The organism is Maribellus luteus (assembly GCF_003576475.1).
Taxonomy (GTDB): Bacteria; Bacteroidota; Bacteroidia; order Bacteroidales; family Prolixibacteraceae; genus Draconibacterium; species Draconibacterium luteum.
Map to the genome: position 1 here is coordinate 264,820 of NZ_QWGR01000002.1, position 19,262 is coordinate 284,081.

15 protein-coding genes are annotated in these 19,262 nt (G+C 47.5%); 5 read left to right on the forward strand and 10 right to left on the reverse strand.

What is annotated here, in order from left to right:
• Nucleotides 1-58: 58 nt before the first annotated feature.
• The 8 genes from D1614_RS03905 to D1614_RS03940 all read right to left on the reverse strand — a co-directional run bounded on the left by D1614_RS03905 (nt 59) and on the right by D1614_RS03940 (nt 11,289).
• On the reverse strand, nt 59-1,414 hold the full coding sequence (locus D1614_RS03905; RefSeq protein WP_194086703.1) for a TolC family protein: 1,356 nt from the start codon (nt 1,412-1,414) through the stop codon (nt 59-61).
• Nucleotides 1,368-4,439 carry an efflux RND transporter permease subunit gene (locus D1614_RS03910; protein WP_119436587.1) on the reverse strand — a complete coding sequence of 1,024 codons (3,072 nt, stop codon included), beginning with the start codon at nt 4,437-4,439 and terminating at the stop codon, nt 1,368-1,370. The genes D1614_RS03905 and D1614_RS03910 overlap by 47 nt, the downstream gene beginning before the upstream one ends.
• A gap of 10 nt (nt 4,440-4,449) precedes the next feature.
• Nucleotides 4,450-5,553, reverse strand: a complete 1,104-nt coding sequence (locus D1614_RS03915) for an efflux RND transporter periplasmic adaptor subunit (RefSeq protein ID WP_119436588.1) — start codon at nt 5,551-5,553, stop codon at nt 4,450-4,452.
• A gap of 298 nt (nt 5,554-5,851) precedes the next feature.
• Nucleotides 5,852-6,859: a 3-dehydro-L-gulonate 2-dehydrogenase gene (gene yiaK, locus D1614_RS03920; protein ID WP_206609919.1), complete on the reverse strand. Its 1,008-nt coding sequence runs from the start codon at nt 6,857-6,859 to the stop codon at nt 5,852-5,854.
• Nucleotide 6,860: 1 nt separating this feature from the next.
• A complete protein-coding gene (locus D1614_RS03925; RefSeq protein WP_119436589.1) occupies nt 6,861-7,769 on the reverse strand; it encodes a sugar phosphate isomerase/epimerase family protein in 909 nt (302 codons plus the stop codon).
• A gap of 22 nt (nt 7,770-7,791) precedes the next feature.
• Nucleotides 7,792-8,508, reverse strand: coding sequence for an SDR family oxidoreductase (locus D1614_RS03930; RefSeq protein WP_119436590.1), 717 nt, complete (start codon nt 8,506-8,508; stop codon nt 7,792-7,794).
• A 65-nt stretch (nt 8,509-8,573) separates the two neighbouring features.
• Nucleotides 8,574-9,263, reverse strand: coding sequence for a response regulator transcription factor (locus tag D1614_RS03935; protein ID WP_119436591.1), 690 nt, complete (start codon nt 9,261-9,263; stop codon nt 8,574-8,576).
• A 271-nt stretch (nt 9,264-9,534) separates the two neighbouring features.
• Nucleotides 9,535-11,289: a sensor histidine kinase gene (locus tag D1614_RS03940; RefSeq protein WP_119436592.1), complete on the reverse strand. Its 1,755-nt coding sequence runs from the start codon at nt 11,287-11,289 to the stop codon at nt 9,535-9,537.
• A 138-nt stretch (nt 11,290-11,427) separates the two neighbouring features.
• On the opposite strand from D1614_RS03940, the gene D1614_RS03945 reads away from it, so the two are divergent.
• The 5 genes from D1614_RS03945 to D1614_RS03970 all read left to right on the forward strand — a co-directional run bounded on the left by D1614_RS03945 (nt 11,428) and on the right by D1614_RS03970 (nt 16,532).
• Nucleotides 11,428-12,324: a hypothetical protein gene (locus D1614_RS03945; protein WP_147384009.1), complete on the forward strand. Its 897-nt coding sequence runs from the start codon at nt 11,428-11,430 to the stop codon at nt 12,322-12,324.
• 173 nt (nt 12,325-12,497) lie between these two features.
• Nucleotides 12,498-13,268 (forward strand): hypothetical protein, encoded by a 771-nt coding sequence (locus D1614_RS03950; protein ID WP_119436594.1) that lies wholly within the window; start codon nt 12,498-12,500, stop codon nt 13,266-13,268.
• 841 nt (nt 13,269-14,109) lie between these two features.
• Nucleotides 14,110-14,856, forward strand: coding sequence for a hypothetical protein (locus tag D1614_RS03960; protein ID WP_119436596.1), 747 nt, complete (start codon nt 14,110-14,112; stop codon nt 14,854-14,856).
• A gap of 351 nt (nt 14,857-15,207) precedes the next feature.
• Nucleotides 15,208-15,843: a hypothetical protein gene (locus D1614_RS03965; RefSeq protein ID WP_119436597.1), complete on the forward strand. Its 636-nt coding sequence runs from the start codon at nt 15,208-15,210 to the stop codon at nt 15,841-15,843.
• Nucleotides 15,844-15,998: 155 nt separating this feature from the next.
• Nucleotides 15,999-16,532: an ester cyclase gene (locus tag D1614_RS03970; protein ID WP_119436598.1), complete on the forward strand. Its 534-nt coding sequence runs from the start codon at nt 15,999-16,001 to the stop codon at nt 16,530-16,532.
• 50 nt (nt 16,533-16,582) lie between these two features.
• On the opposite strand, the gene D1614_RS03975 is transcribed toward D1614_RS03970, so the two are convergent.
• Together D1614_RS03975 and D1614_RS03980 are read right to left on the reverse strand one after the other, a co-directional pair.
• Nucleotides 16,583-18,373 (reverse strand): glycoside hydrolase family 31 protein, encoded by a 1,791-nt coding sequence (locus D1614_RS03975; protein ID WP_119436599.1) that lies wholly within the window; start codon nt 18,371-18,373, stop codon nt 16,583-16,585.
• Complete coding sequence (locus D1614_RS03980; RefSeq protein ID WP_119436600.1) at nt 18,370-19,218, reverse strand: glycoside hydrolase family 16 protein; 849 nt, start codon at nt 19,216-19,218, stop codon at nt 18,370-18,372. Before D1614_RS03980 ends, D1614_RS03975 begins: the two co-directional genes overlap by 4 nt.
• Between the last annotated feature and the right edge of the window lie 44 nt (nt 19,219-19,262).

Here is a 19,262-nt window from a genome sequence, read left to right on the forward strand (position 1 = left end):
ACTTAATGCCTGAAAGATACTTGTGCCGCTAAGGTATAGTATGCGTTTGCCTGTATTTTTACTGGTAGTAAACCATGATGTTCCCCGCTATTTGCTGAAGCGAAATCTCCGCCACCTTTGTAAGATACTGAATGGAAATCAGGCGTTCTTCTGCATCGAGAAGGCTTTTCTGTACCTCCCGCAGTTCAAGCCCCGAGAGGTCTCCCAGTTTGTAACGTTCCAGGGCAATTTCAAGGTTTTCCTTTGCCACTTCGAGGTTTTGTTTTTCTAGCTCCAAAAGCTTCAGGTTGTTTTCATACGAATAGTAAATGGTAAGAAGGTCGGCCTTTACTTCCTGTTCCACTTGCTGGTATTGGTATTGCTGTGTTTCGATGTTTAGCCGGGCATTTGTTTTTTCCAGTCTTCTTGTGAATCCGTCAAAAATATCGATCCCGAGTGTCAGTCCGTAATTCAGACCGTTCACCGTTTGATTTTTGACGGAGCCCGCTCCGTATCTGTTGTGTGAAAAATTGTACCCTGTTGAAGCATTTAAATAAGGATAAGCCCGCGATGCGATGATCTTGTAATCGAGTTCCGAGATTACCTGGTCTTTGGCAGCTATCAGCAAGCTGGTATTGTTACTAAGCGTTTGGTCGAGCAGCGCCTGGTATTGCAGGTTGTCGTTGATCTGAATAGCGCTGTCTTTTACTTCAAGTTCATCTTCCAGCCTTTCTACCGACATTAGTTTTTTGAGCCTCACCTGCGACGCTACAATGGCTTCGTTCTGGTTGGCCAGCCTGGAACTGTCGGCATTCAGGTAAACCATCGATTGTAATAATTCAAGTTTTGAGGAAGACCCCAGCAGGTAACGGGCTTCATCAATTCGAACCCGCTCGCGCGAAAGCTCCACGGCATAAACGAGGTTCTTGTTCAGGTTCAGCTGTTGCACGTACAAATAGTATTCGGAAATGATTTTGGCAATCAGGTTTTCCATATTCATCTGGGTATTGAGCCCGCCCATTTGCTTTAGCTGATTCAGCTTTTCGTACGTGGTTTGTACATTAAAACCCCTGAAAAGTGTTACATCAAGGTTTACATTCGCCGAACCGGTCATGTTATGAACGCCCTTGTTCACATTGTCATCGCCTGTAGCAAGCGACTGATTTGTATTATTCAGCGTGCCTCCGAAACGATTGGTTGAAGTTACATAGGGCAGGAAACCGGCATTTCCTTTTGTGTAATTATTCTCTGCCTGTTGTTCCTGGGTTCGTGCTATTTTGATGGAGAAATTCCGTTCCAGCCCGGTTGCAATGCACCGATTCAGGTCGTAAACTTCCTGCGCAGCGGTAAAAAACGGGGCAGCTAGAAGCGCTACGATAAGCAGAGTGTTACTTATTCTCGGAAGATTCGATATTTGGTACTTGAACCGATTCATCATGAATGTTTTTTGTTTCACTTGAAATAAAAAGATAGATTCCCGGAACCACATAAAGGGTCAGGAAAGTGGAAATCGTTAATCCGCCCACAACGGCAATACCCATGGCAACGCGGCTTTGCGCACCTTCGCCAAGACCAATCGCCAACGGCAGAATGCCGAGAACGGTTGATAAACTGGTCATCAGAATGGGGCGGAACCGGGCTGCCGATGCATAACGAATGGCGTCCAGCTTGCTCATGCCGGCCAGTTTGCGCTGGTTCGCAAATTCCACAATCAGAATTCCGTTTTTCGAGACCAGACCAATCAGCATGATGATCCCGATCTGGCTGAAAATATTCATTGTAATATTGAAATACCACATAAAAATCATGGCCCCGGTAAGTGCCAGCGGAACGGTCATCATTACGATAACCGGATCTTTGAAGCTTTCGAACTGTGCCGAAAGAACCAGGAAAATCAGGATAATGGCCAGAAGAAAAGCAAACATCAAACTGGAAGAGCTTTCCGTAAAGTCTTTGGAGTCGCCGGCAAGGGCGGTTCTGAACGAATCGTCGAGCACATCGGCTGCAATCAGGTCCATTTCAGCCAGGCCTTCGCTGATGGTTTTTCCCTGTGCGAGGCCTGCAGAAACCGTTGCCGACACAAAGCGGTTGTAGCGGTACAGTTGCGGAGGAGCGGTCTCTTCTTTCAGGCTGACAAAATTATCGAGCTGGATCATTTGTCCGGTGTTGTTGCGGACGTACAATGATTTCAAGTCAAGCGGTTTATTGCGGTCCTGGCGCGCAATCTCACCCAAAATCTGGTATTGCTTTCCGTTCATGATAAAATAGCCAAAACGCTGGCCGCTCAATGCCAGCTGAAGTGTTTGCCCGATGTTTTGAGTTGACACACCCAGCAGGTTGGCCTTATCGCGGTCGATTTCGATCTGTAATTCCGGTTTGGTGAATTTCAGGTCAACGTCCGCCATTTCGAAGGTGGGGTTATCGTGGACCCTGGCCATGAATTCGGGCAGGATTTTCCGCAACTGGTCAATGTTGGGCGCCTGTAAAACATACTGAATGGGCAGTCCCGCACGTCGTCCGCCAAAGGTTGATTGCTGAATTACGCTGGCTCTTGCTTTGGTCATTTTTCGCAAGGCGGCCGATAACTGGCTGGCAATTTCCTGTTGTGTTCTTTGTCTTTCGGAGGGTGGAACCAGAACCACTCTTACAAAGGCACGGCTGCCCCTGACCATGGAAGTAACCTTGTCGCGCTCCGGAACCATTCGTTCCACAAGTGCGGTCACTTCTTCGGTATAAGCCTGGTTGAACTCATAGGTTGAACCTTCGGGTGTTGTAATATTAATATTCAGTTGAGAGCGGTCTTCCAGCGGTGCCATTTCCGACGGAATGACTTTCCACAATGTAAAAATCAATCCCAGCGCTGCCACAAGCACAAGAGGCGAAAGATACCTGCGTTTCAGAAAAGTATCCAGCGAGCTTTTATAGGCACTATTCAGCTTGACAAAGAATTTTTCGGTCCACATGTAGGCCTTGCTCCTTTTGTGCCTTGTTTTCAGTATTTTGGTTGAAAGCATGGGCGTAAAAGTCAGGGCAACAAAGGAAGAGATGCCCACGGCTCCGGCAATAACAATACTGAATTCGCGGAACAGCCTGCCGGTCATCCCTTCCAGGAATACGATGGGAAAAAACACGGCAATAAGCGTAATGGTGGTGGCAATGATCGCGAAGAAAATCTCGTTGGCACCCGCTATCCCTGCATCAAGCGGCTTCATACCCTGTTCGATCTTCACATAAATATTTTCCATCATAATGATGGCATCGTCAACCACAAGTCCGATGGACAACACAATGGCCAGCAGGGTGAGCACATTTATGGTGAATCCGGCCATGTACATAATGAAAAACACGCCCACCAGCGAAACCGGGATAACAAGGATCGGTAAGACGGTTGTGCGCCAGTCGCGTAAAAAGGCAAAAATGATTACTACCACCAGAAAGAATGCGAGGTAGATGGTACTTTGCACTTCAGAAATGGAAGTGCGGATGTATTGTGTATTGTCAAAACCGATTTCAATGCCCACATCATCGGGCAGGTCTTTTTTAATGTATTCAAGACGCTGGTATACTTCGTCTGCAATATCGATATGATTGGCGCCGGGTTGCGGAACAATAACAGTGCCCACCATGGGGATGCCGTTCATTTTCATGATTCCCCTCAGATCTTCGGGGCCCAGTTCTGCCCGGCCAATGTCGCGGATCCGGATCGAAAGGTCTCCGGTTTGTTTGAGAATCAGGTTATTGAATTCTTCGGGTGTCTTCATTAATCCCAGGGTGCGGATGGTCAGCTCGGTGGTATTTCCTTCCACACTGCCGGCAGGTAACTCCACATTCTCGCGAAGAATGGCATTGCGAACATCCAGGGGCGTCATTTGGTATCCGGCAAGTTTGGCCGGATCGAGCCAGATACGCATGGCATATCTTTTTTCTCCCCAAATGGCAATGGAGCTGACTCCCGAAATGGTTTGCAACTGTTCTTTAAAAGTTAGTTCGGCAATCTCAGAAAGTTCGAGCAGCGAACGTTTCGGGCTCTGAACGGCAATAAACATAATGGGGCTGGCATCGGCATCAGCTTTTGAAACAGTCGGAGGGTCGCAGTCGCGGGGCAAAAAACGCTGGGCCTGCGAAACCTTGTCGCGAACATCGTTGGCCGCCGTTTCCAGGTCAACGGTCAATTCAAATTCAACCGAAATCCAGCTGCGCCCCTGGCTGCTCCGGCTGGTCAGGGTGCGGATACCCGGAATACCATTAATGGACTGTTCTAGCGGTTCGGTGATCTGTGTTTCGATAACATCGGAGTTGGCCCCCGGATACGAGGTACTTACCGAGATCAGCGGCGGATCAACACTCGGGAATTCGCGAACCCCAAGGTAGGTCATCCCGATTGCCCCAAACAGGAGAATGACCAGCGAAAAAACGGTGGCCAGTACCGGGCGTTTTATACTTACCGAAGATAAACTCATGATTCAGGAATTACTGGTTAGTAAACAATGTATCCAACTGGATCGGCAGGTTTTCGCGCAACTGCAAAATAGCGGTGGTAAGTAGCGTATCACCAAATTCAAGCCCTTCCCTTATCTGTATTTGCGATTCGGTGCGCAAGCCAAGTACCACATCTCTTTGTTCGGCTTTCCCGTTTTTTAACACAAACACTTTTTCTCCCGACATTTCGGCAATCACTGCTTCTGTGGGAATGGCAATGGTATTTTCGATTTTCGACAGCAGCGCAGCTACTTTAACCGAGCGGCCGGGCTTTAGTTCTTCGTTTTTATTGGGATACCGCGCCCTTACCGTGATGGTCCGGGTTTCGATGTTCACCTTCGGATCTACTGCATACACATTTGCATTGAATTTTTCCGGACTGTCAGGGAATTGAAAAATGATCGGAAACCCCGGGGCAATTTCGCCCGAATACCGTTCGTTTACCGAGAATTCAATTTTGAGCGGGCTTATTTTTACGAGTCGGATGATTTTTGTTTGTGTGCCGGCATAGGCTCCCTCGCTGATAAAACGCAAACCCACAATCCCGTCGAACGGAGCACGCAGTTCGGTTTCTGCAATTCGGGCCTCAATCAGCATAATGTCAGCTTCCACTGATTGCAATTCGGTGGAAATCTGGTCGTAGCTTTCGCGGCTGATGGCATCGCGGTCGAGCAATTGCCGTTGCCTGAACTCCTTTTCCTTTAAAAGCTTTTGCTGAGCCTGTAATTTTAACAACTGGGCCTGTAGCGGGCGGTCGTTTATTTTTGCCAACAGATCACCCTTTTTTACCCGCGTACCTTCTTCGAAAAAGATACCCACCACTTTTCCCGAGGTTTCAAACGATAGCTCTACTTCTTCATCGGGCAACAGCGAACCTGTACTGATGATGAGCTCGCTCATTTCCTGCGGAACGATAACATACCCGCTGGCAAAGGTTTTCTGCATGCCGCCACGCATGCCTGCAAACCCCCGTGCAGGGCCGTCCTCGTTGTGTTTGCTCAATAACGGTTTAAGCTTCGGGTATAAAATTATCCCGGCAAGAAATAGCAAAATGATGACTGAAAGGATCAGTCGGAAAACTTTTTTTGTGCCCACGTCGATAAATTTAGTCAGTTTATGTCTGCAAATAAGCCCTGAGGTGCCGACACGGACTTTGACTGTCAGTAAACGAAAAGGTTAATTCCGGGTTGGACTTTTTTTGGTTCCGTCTTCATTTTTATCAAAGCCAATCAGCTGCGACCCCAAGTTTTTAATTGAGCTATAAAGTATCACGGTTATCCGGTAAAGATAAAAACTTGTGTGATACCATCAAGTGATAGAAGTCTTTGATGTCAGGGAAATACGTTTGAGGAGTTGACAAGAGTGTTTTTTGTTGGCAATCTTTGAGCGTGCATCACATCCGTAAAATCTTCTCCCAAATCGATTTGTCCACCGGAATTCCCTGTTTCAGATTCTCATTTCGCGTGCTTATCACCCTTTCTCCGGGAAACCTAATCTGCTGGCTTTCGTCGATCGGGAGGGAGGCTTTAAAATCGTCGATAATAGCGGAAATGCTTTGATCGATTGCAGGGTAATTGTGCAGTTTCTTTAAGTCGATACAAATGAAAACCTGCGAAACCCCGTATTCTGCTTCTTTGCGGGTAATGTCTTTGGTGGCGAGCCCTGCCGATAAAACGGTAGCCAGTATGTCCAGGAGCAACGACAAGCCCGCTCCTTTCCAGTAGCCAATGGGCAAGCCGCGTTTGGTTTCCAGTATTTCGTCTGGCGATGTTGTCAATTCATCGTTTTTATTGAATCCCCCCGGAAAGAGCAACAAGGTCCTTTCAATCTTTGCGGCTTCCATCTTCCCGTACGAGAATTGTGTCATCGCAAAGTCAAGAACAATGGCTTCATTGCCAAAAGGAACCGCCAGCACAAGCGGATTATTTCCCAGCCGGCTGTCTTTGGCTCCCCAGGCCGGCATGTTGCCTTCGGTGTTGGTCCAGCCAATAAAAACCTTCCCTTTTTGCGCTGCCTGCCAGCCATACGTTCCGCCGCGCATCCAGTGGTTGGTGTTGGCAATGGCCACACAGCCAATGCCATTTTCGGTGGCCAGTTCCATGGCGCGATCGGTACAAAACTCCGCATTTAACGGACCTGGACCAAGATTTCCGTTCCATTGTTCGATGGCTCCGGCGGCGTTTGTTCTTTCTGGTTCAGCATCCGGGTTTATAAAACCTTTCTGTACGTTTTCAACAAAACGCGGGAAACGGTAAATGCCATGCGAATATATTCCTTCGAGGCTGTTTGTGGCAAAAATTTCGGCACACTTCCCGGCCCGGGGTTCTGAAAAAGAATGGTCCAACAAAATGCGCTTAAACTCTGACCTCATTTCATAAAAAGGAACCTTTATTTTATCCATGTCAAAGTTGTTGTATTGTATTGTTTACCTTGTCCAATAATGCAGGCACTTTTTGGTATGGATCGCCTTCTCCCAATGTTTCCAAAGGCAAATAACCCCGGTAGCCTTTATCTTTGATTATTTTAAAAAGCTTTTTAAAATCGGTGGGCGTTTCCTTGCCGTCCATCCACATATTTTCTTTGATTTGCCAGGTGACGGCATATTTTATATTTTTTTGAATCTCGTCAAAAGGGTCATGTTGCCGGTAACTGCCAATATCAAGGTTTAGTCCCAGCCATTCAGAATCAACCATCTCAAAAATACGGTCAACATCGGCCGCCGTTTTTATAAAATCGTTGTGATTTTGAATAGCGATAATCACTCCATACTGCTTCGCAAAATCGCAGCAGGTTTTCAGGTCCTTAGCCATCCATTCAAAGACCTGATTGCGCGAGTAGCCTGTGTGTTGGTTTGTTCCTGCAAAAACACGAACATTGGGGATTCCCATTTTTGCTGCAGCCCTAACCCATTTTTTTATCATGACAACATCTGCTTCCCGGCTATTTTCATCCGGATTGGCAAAATCGTTTCTCACGCCGGTTCCGCTGATATCAAGGCCCAACAGAAAGGCCTGCTTCTTAAATTTCATCATAAACTCATCGCCTGGAACATCGGGATAACCTGGGAAATAGTAGCCAGTTGGATCAATGGCATCAAAATTATGTTCCGCACAAAAGTCAAGGACATCAAACAAATCTATCTTTTTGTCCAGGAGAAGCTTGTTAAATGAATATAGGTTCAGGCTGATTTTAAATTTATGTCCCAACTTGCTCCAAACAGACGGCATTTCTGTGGCCAATACCTGCAATCCTGATGCTGCAAAAGGAACTGCCAGCATTGACTTCATAAAATTTCTTCTTGAAGATTTCATTTTTTTACTTCGTTTTAATGTGTTAACGAATTCCCGAAGGGGCTTCAATAACTACTTCCTTTACAATTGCAGTAGGTGAAAGTTGGAGCAGGTACCGGATGGTCTTAAAAAGATCTTCCGGTTGGATCATTTCTTCGGCTTTTAAGGGAGTTCCCGCGTCGAGAGCCATTTGCGTATTTACCCAGCCCGGGCAAAGCGCTGTTACTTTTATCCCTTTGGGCGTAAGTTCGTGGTACAACGATTCATTAAGCCCCAGCATTCCGAATTTGGATGCACAATAACCTCCGCTGCCTGCATATCCTGTTTTCCCCGAACGCGAAGCAATGTTAAAAATATAGCCGCTTCCCTGGTGCTCCATCCACGGAACCACTTCTTTGGTGAGAGTGAATTGTGCCGTAAGATTGGTGTTTAGCATAGTTTGAAACTCACTTTCTGCCAGTTCCAATGTACCGTCGAAATACACACCGGCGTTGTTGACCAGCACGTCGATCCGGCCAAACTGTGAGATAACAGATTGTATGGTTTCCTTCATTTTAGGGGTGTCGGTAACATCCAGTTGAAAGATGACCGGTGCCAACCCTCCGTTGTTCACGATTTCAGCAGCCACCTGCTCCAGGTTTTTCCGGTTGCGGCCGATCAGCACGGTTTGGTAGTTCATTTCTGCCAGTCCGTACGCGATAGCCTCCCCAATCCCTTTGCCTGCTCCCGTAATTACAGCAATTCGGTTTTCGATAATCATAAGCTGTTTTTTCCGAAAGATACAATCAGAAGTTTTGAAATAAAAATTGAAGGACGGGGAGATAACTATTTCTCCTCCAGCATAAACCCGCTTCCGTGAATGTTGCGGATTTCGATGTTGGGGTCGTCTTTCAGGTATTTCCGGAGTTTGGTGATAAAGACATCCATGCTGCGGGCTGTAAAGTAGCCGTCGTCGCCCCATATTTTTCGAAGGGCTGTTTCGCGGCTCAGCAGTTCGTTTTTGTTTTGGCAAAGCAGCTTTAACAGATCGGCTTCTTTGGGCGAGAGCTTTTGTTGTTCGTGGTCGCGGCTGATGGTGCGCAAACGGGCGTCAAATTCATACGAACCGATGGTGAAAAACGGACGATCGGGCGGCGTTTCTACCGACTGCCGTTTAATGATCGCCTGAATTTTGCACAGCAGCACCTCGGTATCAAAAGGCTTGGTAATGTAGTCGTCGGCACCTGCGTTGTAGCCTTTCAGAATGTCTTCTTTCAGCGTTTTGGCGGTTAGAAAAACCAGCGGAATGTCCTTGTTCAGCTTTCGGATTTCGGTGGCAAGGGTAAAGCCGTCGATGTTGGGGAGCATCACATCCAGGATCGCAATCTGGTATTCGCCGGCCCTGAATCTTTCCACCGCGTGTTTCCCGTCGTCCACCCACGTAACTTCGTAGTCGTTGATTTCGAGATACGATTTTAACACCGCCCCAAAGCTGAGGTCGTCTTCTACCAGGAATATGTGTTGTTTTGCTGTCATTGTCATCTTGGTTCACTCCCCGGTTAAAACCGGATAGGATGTCCGAAAAACAAATTTCACGCAAAGTACGCTAAGGTTTTGCCCAAAGAACGCAAAATCAGAAACGGTAGTGAATACTCTGCGATCTTGGCGCTTCTTTTATGTCTTTGCGAGAACCTTATTTTATATGCTTTAGTAACATCTTCAATTTTTATTTTTGTTGTCAGCTCCGGAATCTATTTGCCGGTTTAATTTTGCCGGGTCAATTTCTCCTCCTGCAGGCGGTGGTCCCTTACTCCCTCACAAAAGGTAAAAATACATCAAATTTGCTTCCTTTCCCGGGTTCGCTCTGTACGCTGATGTTTCCGCGGTTGGCCTCCAGTACAGCTTTTACATAGCTGAGTCCCAGTCCAAAACCTTTTACGTTGTGAATATTGCCACTGGTTTGCCGGTAAAAGCGTTCAAATATTTTCGATTGCACCGTTTTGCTCATCCCAATCCCTTTGTCCTCTACCGAAACCAGAACGCCGTTGTGCTGGTTACGTGTCCGCACTTTTATTTCCGGCACATCGGCCGAGTATTTATTGGCATTGTCGATGAGGTTGTACACCACGTTGGTGCAATGATTCCGGTCGGTGGTGATCATCGGGTTGGGGGCCTGCAGGTCGAGGTCGATTTTGCCGCCCCGCTTTTCCACTTGCAGAATAATTCCCTGCACCGCGTCTTTGATCAGTTCGTGCACATCAATCGCTTCCCAGTTAAATTCAAAGTCTTTCCGGTCGAGCCGGGCAATGGTCAGTATATCTTCCACCTGCCGGTTCATCCGGTTGTTTTCCTTTTTGATCATGCCCGCAAAATACCGGATGCGTTCCGTGTCGCCCAGCACTTTCTCGTTGGTGATCGAGTCGGTGGCTACCGAAATGGTGGCAATCGGTGTTTTAAATTCGTGGGTCATGTTATTGATAAAATCCGACTTCATTTCCGAAATCTTCTTTTGCCGTAAAATGTAGAAGATACTGAGTGCAAACGTGGTCAGGATAAACAACGAGAACAGGAACGAAGCCACCAGCAGCCAGTTGAGCGAGCGGTAAATAAACCCGCTTTTCCCGGGGAAGCTAACCGCCAGTTTCAGGTTCTTCTGGAAAATATCGTTGGGGTAAAGTTCTGCCTGGAAGCCCGAATGAACCACCGCTACCGAGTCGCTCACCCCAAGGGGAAACTCAGCATTGCTGTCGCGGAGGATTGCAAACTCAAAATCAAGCGGAATACTGCTTTCTTCCAGTTCTTTTTTGAGGGTTTCGGAAACCAGCTGCGCGTCAATTTTCCGCACATCCCATGTCGACACTTCTGTCACCATCCGGTTGGCCAGTTTTTTCAGGCTGCCGGCTTTAAAATGAATACGCTGCGAAAGATCGGGGCGCAGTATCTTAAAGGTATCCAGGTCGGTAAGCAGCGAGTCGATTTTTAGGGTACTGATCGTATACAGCGAATCCATATCGGTGAAAAGGGTGTCCTGCCTCACAAACACCGTGGCATTCGAACGGGTGTTGTTCCCGGCAATTACCACATGGTTGCTGGTTGACGACGAAGTGCTTACGTTGTACGAAAATGTTTGCGTGCTTTGGGTCGAGTCGCTTTTCGTTTTTATTTCAATCAGCGCGTTCTTTTTGTCGGGACTTACCTGCCGGATGATCTGAACCGGTTTCCCGGAAGGCCGGGGTGGAGGGCGGGTAACTACTTTTAACGATTCGGGTTGGCTTTTCCACTCAAACTCGGTGTCCACATCAAAATCCATATTGAGAGTGGTAGCGTGGGACGGCATGCGAAATACCGAGTCGTCCGAAAATATCATTTCGTTTACAATGCCCAGGTTCTGGACGTCCTCCAGTCGGTTTACCGTGCGGATCAGTGCTTCGTTCACACTGCGCCCAAACATTTCATTTTTTACCCTGACGGCCTGGTTCATCCAAACCAGCTGAACGGCAATAATCCCCAAAATGGAAATCCCCATCAACACAATCAGTCCGGTAAATAATTTTTTGTTCATGTTTCAAATATAGTTATTTGAGCAGGGCAAAAACCGGTTTTAACTTTTCCTTAACAGAGTTTAACCTGGCTTTAACTGATTGGCAGGCAGCCTTCCATCTATCTTTGTTTGCAGGAAAACAATTCAAAAAATAACAACATGAAGAACATTTTATCGGCAAGCGGAATTTTGGTACTGACAGTTTTATTGACCTCGGCTGTTTCGATCGGGGAAATGCCACAGGACCCGCCCCGCGGGAAAAAACACATTCAACTCACGAAAATCGACAACAAGGGAAATAAAACCGAACTGGATACGGTACTAAATGCCGGGGAAGTTTTTGTGTGGAACGGCGATACCATCGGCCACGACAAGGAAATGCAGTGGATGGCCAAAGAAGGAAAGTTTATGTTCGACTCCGACATGGATTTTGACTTCGACTTTGATACCGATTCCATTCATAAGATATTTATAAGCAAGGCAGGCGATCTTTCGGGTTCCAAAATAATTTCATTCTTCTGTGATGAGGACTCTGCCCGGCAGTACAAGGTGAAAATGATTGCTTCGGGCGACGACCGGGAGCTTATGGAATGGACCAGTAAAGGTAGTAACAACCTGATGGGCGCTCCTTTTGCAGGGCCTAAAATGATGATGATGCGCAGCGGTGCCAACGGAAATGTGATCGATCTGAGCGATCCCGGAATTATTTCGTTTGAGAAAAAAGAACTAAAAGACGGCCGCGAAAAGATCACCATCATCCGTGAGAAACCATCGGGCGAAGCAATGGAAGTGCACGAGGAGATCGTGATTCCCGGGGCGCCGGTGATGATGCACAGCGGACTGCCGCACAAAGCCAAAACCATTCAGGTAATTGCAGGCGACGATGGCAAAGTGGAGATCATTGAAGACGGCAAACAAATTCACGTGGAAGAAATGAGCGAAGACGTGAAAGTGATTGAAAAAGACGGTAAAAAGATCGTGATTCGCAAAACCCGCGAAGGCGACGAAGTAAAAGTAAACGTAGAAGTAGAACAGAAGCAGAAAGAAGAGAAATAATTAAACAGCAAACAGTGCAAAAGGCCGGGCTTCCCTTGTTGGAATACCGGCCTTTCTTTTTAGAATGACGCGGGTGCGGCCCCGCAAAGAAGTTAGCGCCGAAGGCAAAAACCGTTTTTTCGCCGTAACTTTTATCTCCCGAAAGCAGGCAACACTTTTAAAAGGAGGTAGCTATGAAAACCATTTTACTGTTCATGCTGGCAATGATTGTTCTCGGGGCTTCGGCCCAGAAAAACGTGGTGATCGATCAAGACCTGGCCGATAACTCGGAGCCGTTGAAAGTTAAGATCGGCGTACAAAGCATGGGGAAAGTTGCCAAATACAAATTTGGCGGGTACGCGGTAACCGAAAGCAAAAACGGCTGGACCACCACCCGCGGGAAGTCAAATTTCTGGGGCACGCGCGAAGAAAGCACCACCCGCAACAAGTTCTCGTTTACCCTCGATGACGGCAAGTCGAACACCGCCCGTGTTAATGCCGCAACCGATGTAAAGGTGCAACTCAAAAACAGTCTGGAGCTTTTTTCGGGGTTTTACCTGGGCGACGACGAACTGCAACTGGCGCAGCATAATTTCTCGGCATCCATTATCCTGAACAACGACACCACCCACCTTTGGCTCTTGTTTATGAAAAAGTCGGCGGGCACTGAATCGGACGAACCCGGTGGCGCTGTGCTTACCAACGGGCAGCGAAAGATCCTGATTGTTTCGGCTACTTCGGAAAAGGAGGGGGAACACCGGCAAATGCTCCCGGCACGGGGTTACCAGTTTCGCGAAGGCGAACAAACGCTCTCGGCCATTCAGTACCTGGGCGCGGGAGTGCTGGGCATGAACAAAAGCATTGTTTGGCTGCACAAGGGCCTCGATGAGGATACAAAACTGGTGCTTGCCGCCGCCATGACGGCCCTTCTTCAAAATGAAATGACCGCCATTACCCTCGATTAAAATGGGGCAGAAGCCCGGCTTGTTTTGCCTCCCGGGTAACTTGTTTGAGGGACACATCCGGCAGGCAAAAAGGAGTCTTTTCGGTTCCGTTTTGGCAAATTTTTCCCACATAGAGAAAGGCAAATGCTTAACAAAATATTTACTTCGTTGAAAAACAGTGACTAAGGATTTTTGGCCTGTTACTTGCTTTACTCTTCCCGTCCATGATAAAAAAGAGATAAAAAATAGGGGGAAAGCGACTTCTGTATTTATGATTGGTTTTGTGTTTAGGGGTTTGTAAATTATCAATCATCTTCAAAAAGCGTCCATAGCTTTCCCCTCTTTTCTTTTTTCCGGATTCTATCATCTTAACTTTTTATTGAATAAGCATTGTCCTGCCAGGGGGATAATAAGTGTGTTTTCATTTGAAATGAAGCGGTATGTTGAGGTATTTCCTAATGCTGTTTTTAACCGCTTTCAGTTATGGGCTAAAGCCCGTTCACAGGAATACGCACTAACCCCAGGCTTAAGCCTGGGGTTAATGCACCCGGACCGCCTCCGGGCTTCAGCCCCGGTCATGCTTCATCGCTCTTTCCGCCCTTGGCTCCCTGCTCTCTGCTCTCTGCCCTTTGCCCTCTGCTCTCTGCCCTCTGCTCTCTGCTCCCTGCTCTCTGCCCTTCGCCCTTCGCCCTTCGCCCTCTGCCTTTCCTCTCTTACCTGCTGTAAAACATTGCATTACAGAAATTACTGCCGTAACTTCAACTTTGGTTAGTGCTATTGAACCTTCGGCACGCGAATCCGTTTCCTGCAGATGGTTTTTAGCCGCCCTGACATCCATTTATTAACTTAAAATTTAAGTGTTATGCCCAGTAAAACAGAATCAGGCCACGCTATTAACGTGGCAACCTTCAACGATTTAATTTCGTTCGTAAACGGCTACGGAAGTGCCTACAACCCATCGAACGAGGCCCTTGCCCTGCCACAGTTGCAGACCCTTGCCGCCAGTGCCGGCACCCTGCTCGATGCGGTGTATACCGCACAGGCGCCGTACAATGCCGCCGTTGCCGCCCGCGAGGTGGCTTTTGCTCCCTTAAGCAAGCTGGTTACACGGGTAATGAGCTTCCTGAAAGCTTCGGGCGTTACCCCCGAAGTGTACGACAGCGTGTTAACCGTAGCGCGTAAGATTAAAGGAGCCCGGGCTTCGGCCAAACCCAAAACAGTGCCCGCCGATGGGGGAGAAGAACCCGTTGCGGAAGTCAGAACTGTGTCGAGTTCGCAAATGAGCTACGACAGCCGCGAAGAAAACTTCGGCCGCTTTATCCAGCTGCTGGCCGCCATTCCGCAGTATGCCCCCAACGAAGAAGAACTGCAGGTGGCCACCCTTACCGCGCAGGGCGAAGACCTGAAAGCAAAGAATGCGGCAGTGATCAATGCCAGCGTTCCGCTAAGCAACGCCCGCATTGCCCGCGACGAAGTGTTGTACACGCCCGTAAGCGGCCTGTGCGACATAGCGCTAACCGTGAAAAGTTATGTAATGGCAGTGTTTGGTGCATCGAGCCCGCAGTACAAACAAATAGGCAAGCTGCGTTTTACAAAACAGAAGATTTAACTGCAACAGATAAACCCGGTTGTGCAAACAGCCGGGTTGACTCTCCATTAGAGCTCCATAAACTTTCAACAGAGCATCCTATAAATTCAAAAGACCTGTCTTTAGCTTCGAAAGAGCATTCTTGATGGTCAATAAAGAAACATAAATGTTCGAAAAGACAATATGCATGTTCAATATTGCAGTATAAAAGTTCAAAAAAGCATTATGAATGTTCGAATGAGCAATCTAAATCTTCAATAAGGCAATATGTAAGTTCAACAAGAGAGTGTGAACACTCATAAATACCACAGCGGGAGATAAACTCAGCCCGTTATTTTCAAAAAACAATCAACCCATCTAAAAAGAAAAACCATGAATTTTGTAACCGTAGCCGTACAGGCCGATTTTTTGTGCAGAAACAGCCACTTGTGGCCGTTTTTAACTGCCGTAGCCAGTGTGATAATGGCTATTGCCGCTTTGTTTGCCGTTGTTTCTTATTCGGTGAGTAAAAAGACTCAGTACCTTTCCACCATCGAGAGTTGCTCCAAAGAATTTCGCTGTTACATGCGGCAGATTCAGGAGGGGAATCCCCCGGCAACCATCAAGCGCGATATGCTGGGCTTGTTTCACAAACAGCTTTTTTACATCCGCAACCATTATGTGCCCGTCGATATCAAAATCGAGTGGATCAAAACCATGCACCAGATTCTTCAGGATAATATTTTGGGTGATGAGAAAAAGGTAGATGCCCCGGAAGCCGTAATGTTTGAGAAGGAAGACTGGGAACGGTCGTTTGATCGGGTGCGTGAGTTCTGTGATCATAAAAATAAAATGGAGCCTGCCCATCCAACCCGCAAGCAAATCGAAAAGGAAAGGGTGAAACATTACCGGAAAACCTATTTCAACTGCTGGCAAAGGTTTTGGCTTCGCTGGAACTGCCAGTGGAAAAAAGCTTTCCCGGCAGAAATCATTTCGTCGGAAATAAAATCGGAACCACAGGGCCAGTAATGGGAAGATGCGTGCTGAAAAGTCCGGAGAAGCATCTTCCATCTTCAGAACAGTAAGCCAATCGTGCTGAAGATTGCTTGTGGTGCAGTGTCTACTTGGTTGTTTGCCAGGTAGTTGTTTCGTAACTTGTATGCTGCAACCAAAAATTAACTGTCATGAAAAAAATCGTTTTTATGATCCTGGCATGTGTTTTAGTGGCAGCTACTTCCTGTCATCATAAAACAGACGAAACCGAACTGGAGGCATTAAAAGCCCGGCAAAAGGTGGAGGAGCAGAACAAGATGCTTGTTCAGCGCTATTGGGAAGGCAAATGGAACGACCGGCGGCCCGAAATCCTGGGTGAATGTCTGTCTGCAGATGTGATGTACCACGGCACTTCGATGCAAATGAACGGCATGGAAGAATACAAACAGGTGTACGGCACTTACCTCGCAGCCATATCCGCCACACATGTGGAAATTAACAAGCTAATAGCCGAAGGAGATTGGGTGACCAGCTACATAAGCTTAAGCGGAACCCATACAGGCGAACTCGACGGACTGCCGCCAACAGGGAAGCAGATCAGCGTAAGTGTGTTTACCATTTTTCGCCTGGCAGAGGGGAAAATTATGGAAGAATGGGAAATTATGGACGAGTTGGGTTTTATGACACAGCTGGGCCTGGAGCTTGGAATGAAAGAACAGGAATAAAAGATAGCCGGGAAAGCCGCTTGTCTGTAGCGCTTTCCCGTTGGGCTATCTTATCTGTCCTTCGAAATATTGATCTCGATTGTTTCGTGTTTGTTCTGTTCCGGCAATTCAAATTGAACCGAAGAGGAACACACCGTAAAATCGATGGATTTTCCTTTGTATTGAATCCGGTTTACATTGCCGGCGCCGTGCAGAACGATCCGCCAGCTTCGCAGTTGGTTCATTCCCGAGAAGCTGCCTTCCACCGGGTGAATGGTAAGAGTCGCTTTTTTGTCGCTTTCGGTGTACGACAGCGTTGTTTGTGCCAACATTCCCTCCAGGTAATCGTTGCTTGCGCCATCGTCTTCCACCAGCCTGAATGTTCCGTTGTCGCCGGTAAAAATGTCGAGTTCAAGCCAGTCATTGGTTCCGGCTTCAATTGAACGGGCATAGGCGCGTTTCGGAACAATAGCCCCCTGTTTTACAAACAAGGGAATTTGTCCGGGGGGTGCTTCCACCGCCACGCTTTGTCCGCCTTCAAAAGTTTGGCGGCTCCAGTAATGGGTCCATTTCGCTCCGGCCGGAAGATACACTTCGCGGGTACGCGCACCTTGTTCGTAAACCGGTGCTACCAGTAATTCGTTGCCAAACAAATATTCGTACAGGCGGGTAGGGCGGATGATGTTCACCCCTTCCAGGCGGGCCAGGTGTGCATACGAGTAAATGTAAGGGAACAACTGCATTTTCAGGTGCGAATAAAACCGGAAAACCGAATCGGCACGTTCCGAGATATTGAAAGCAATGTTGCCGCTTGGGTTTTCGGGTTGCGAAAAAGGAGTTGTAAGCGGCACAAAATGCGCGAACTCAACCCAGCGAATGTACAGTTCTTCGTCAATCTGGCCATCGAGTCCAACCGCAAAGCCTCCAAGGTCGTTCGATAAAAACGGAATTTGGTGGAAATGGCGGGAAGTATCGGTGTACATGGCCAGGTTCTCTTTAAAGGCAACCCGTGGCAACCAGGGCGAAAATTCGTGCTTCGGATCTTCAACCGTCCAGTCGGAGCGGGTATCATCGGTCCATTTTCCGGGATAGCGTTTGAATTCTTCGGTTTCCACCCCGTGGCTGTGCGAGAGAATAAAACCACGGCCCCGGCTTTCTTTTCCAAGTTTTTGGGTCGTCTCAAACATAGCTTTGCAAACCGGAATGGCATCGGTTTTATCGAGCTTGATAAAATCGGCCCCCTTATCAAAAAAGTGTTTTACTTTTTGCTGAAAGTAAGCTGTGGCTTCTGGATTGGTAAAATCGATGTCGCCGCACCAGGTTCCCCTTACTTTCTGGCTGTTGTCGCCAATAATGGTCGTGCGTAATCCGTTGTGCCAGCCATCGGTGCGTATTTTTTCAGCCTTAAAAAATCCTTTTGATTTGAAATCTTCGTATTCGGCTTCGTTTCCGGTTTGCATAATGGCATCCCACATCCATATGCCGGCTTTGATATTTTGTTCCTGCATGTAGTCCCACATGCCTTTCATGTCGGGATAGGAGATGGTGTCGGCTACAAAATCCATGTACTTCTTGGGGCCCTGTCCCTGGTTTTGCCAGTCCCAGAACCAAGAATCGATCCAGAAAGCATCGATCGGATAGTCATGTTCGATGATCTTGTTGATCAGTTCGATCGACTGTTCCTGGTTGGTGTAAGCGCCATATACCAGGCCAAATGCCCATGCCGGTGGGAGAATTACGTTGGTGTCAGCAACAGTGTTCTGTACAAGTATTTCAGGACTTTTTTTTCCCGAAGGAGAGCAGGCGCAAAACACTGCGGCAGTAAGGAATATTATCCAGGTCTTCTCAACAAAGGTTTTCATTTTCCGGTAAGCTCTTTTTGGTAAATCCGTACATAATCAATGTGGTACTGATGCGGAAACAGCGAATCGTCGATGCCGTGTTTTCCTCCCCAGCCACCTCCAACGGCAAGGTTCAGAATCAGGTGAAAGGGCTGGTCGAAAGGCCATGCTCCGGGACCTTCTCCATTGTTTTTGAAGCTAAAGTATTGTTGTCCGTCAACATAGCTTCTGATTTCGTTGGCATCCCATTCCATTGAGTACACATGAAAATCAGTAGTCGCGGTTGGTTGGTAGATTTCTTTTCCCACTTGTGTACCAATGGTGTGGTTGAAAAATTCGGTATGAACGGTTGAATGCACTGTGTCGGGATCGTAACCCACGTGTTCCATAATGTCGATTTCGCCGCTTTTGGGCCAGTTGCCGTAAGAGTTGTGGGTAGAAAGCATCCAGATAGCGGGCCAGGTTCCTTTGCCGGTGGGCATTTGGGCTCTCACTTCCACTTTGCAATATTGCCAGTCGCCTTTGTTTTTGGTCGTCAGGCGGGCCGAGCTGTAGTCTTTGTTTTCAGTTGGTTCCTTGATGGCGGTGATGGTTAAAATCCCGTCACGGATGTAAGCATTGTCAGGATCAGCCACCGTGTACCATTGTTTTTCATTGTTGCCCCATCCATAGGTATTTCCGCGGGTGTCGTAGTTCCACTTGCTGGTATCGGGAAGTCCGTCGGTATCAAACTCGTCAGACCAAACCAACTCCCAGGTGTTCTGATCTACCGTGATGGTATCGGCTTTTTGCTTTTTGCTGCTTCCGCATTGGATGAAGAACAAGGCAATCAATGGAAGTAAAAGCAAACTTTTTATTTGTGTCATCTATCTATGTTTTTAATGGTGTTACTGTAAGATTTTGTTTTGTC